Origin of the sequence: Bowmanella dokdonensis, assembly GCF_017254865.1 — a bacterium.
Lineage (GTDB): Bacteria > Pseudomonadota > Gammaproteobacteria > Enterobacterales > Alteromonadaceae > Bowmanella > Bowmanella dokdonensis.
Window position 1 is genome coordinate 1 of the sequence record NZ_JAFKCV010000446.1, and the last position, 278, is coordinate 278.

Below are 278 nucleotides of genomic sequence, written 5' to 3' on the forward strand. Positions count from 1 at the left end.
CAGTGCCTGAGACAGCTGCCCACCTAGCTCCCCTGCACTCACCAAATGCGCCACATAGCCGGGAAATGGCAAACTGGACGCCTTTATCGCTGAAGAAAAACTCTCCCCGCCTTCAATGCGACTGGCGATAGACATAAAACCTTTGGCCAGGTTGGGATGCTCATCGTTCTGGGCCAGCGCTTTAACCGCATCAATTAGTGCAACACCAGAGTCTGTTAAGGTTGCCAGTTCCTGCAAAGGTATCACCAGATCGGACACCGTAACGCGACGCCCTTTTT

General features: G+C 53.2%; 1 protein-coding gene. It reads right to left on the bottom strand.

The window, feature by feature from the left end:
• Positions 1 to 278: type II secretion system F family protein (locus tag J0A66_RS23255; protein WP_206576122.1), on the bottom strand; the 278-nt coding region annotated here is incomplete at both ends.